1 protein-coding gene is annotated in these 252 nt (G+C 67.9%); it reads right to left on the bottom strand.

Annotated features, from left to right (window positions below; all coding sequences use genetic code 11):
- Positions 1 to 252 (bottom strand): DUF3095 family protein (locus Ga0466249_RS26200; RefSeq protein ID WP_215832421.1); only part of this gene is annotated, 252 nt, incomplete at both ends.

Raw genomic sequence — 252 nt, 5'->3', positions numbered from 1 at the left:
AGGCCAGTCAGGTCGGGCCTTGCCCCCCTGGGTGCAGGCGGAACCGAATACAGGCCCCGTTTCATCGCCGCCTCCGCCCAGGCGAGACCGCCGCCGGAGAACATCGCATAATCGACCTGTACGGAAGCACGGTATCGAGCTACGCGCAGGTCGCGCCCAGCCGCGCGCACGGCAGAGATTGGGATCAGCGCCGCACGCAGGTCGAGGTTGAGAGCCTCTCCGACCCAGGTCACCGTCTGGGAGAGTACCGCC

It is taken from the genome of Pelorhabdus rhamnosifermentans (genome assembly GCF_018835585.1).
GTDB classification, from domain to species: Bacteria; Bacillota; Negativicutes; order UMGS1260; family UMGS1260; genus Pelorhabdus; species Pelorhabdus rhamnosifermentans.
This window is presented reverse-complemented; position numbering and strand designations above follow the sequence as displayed.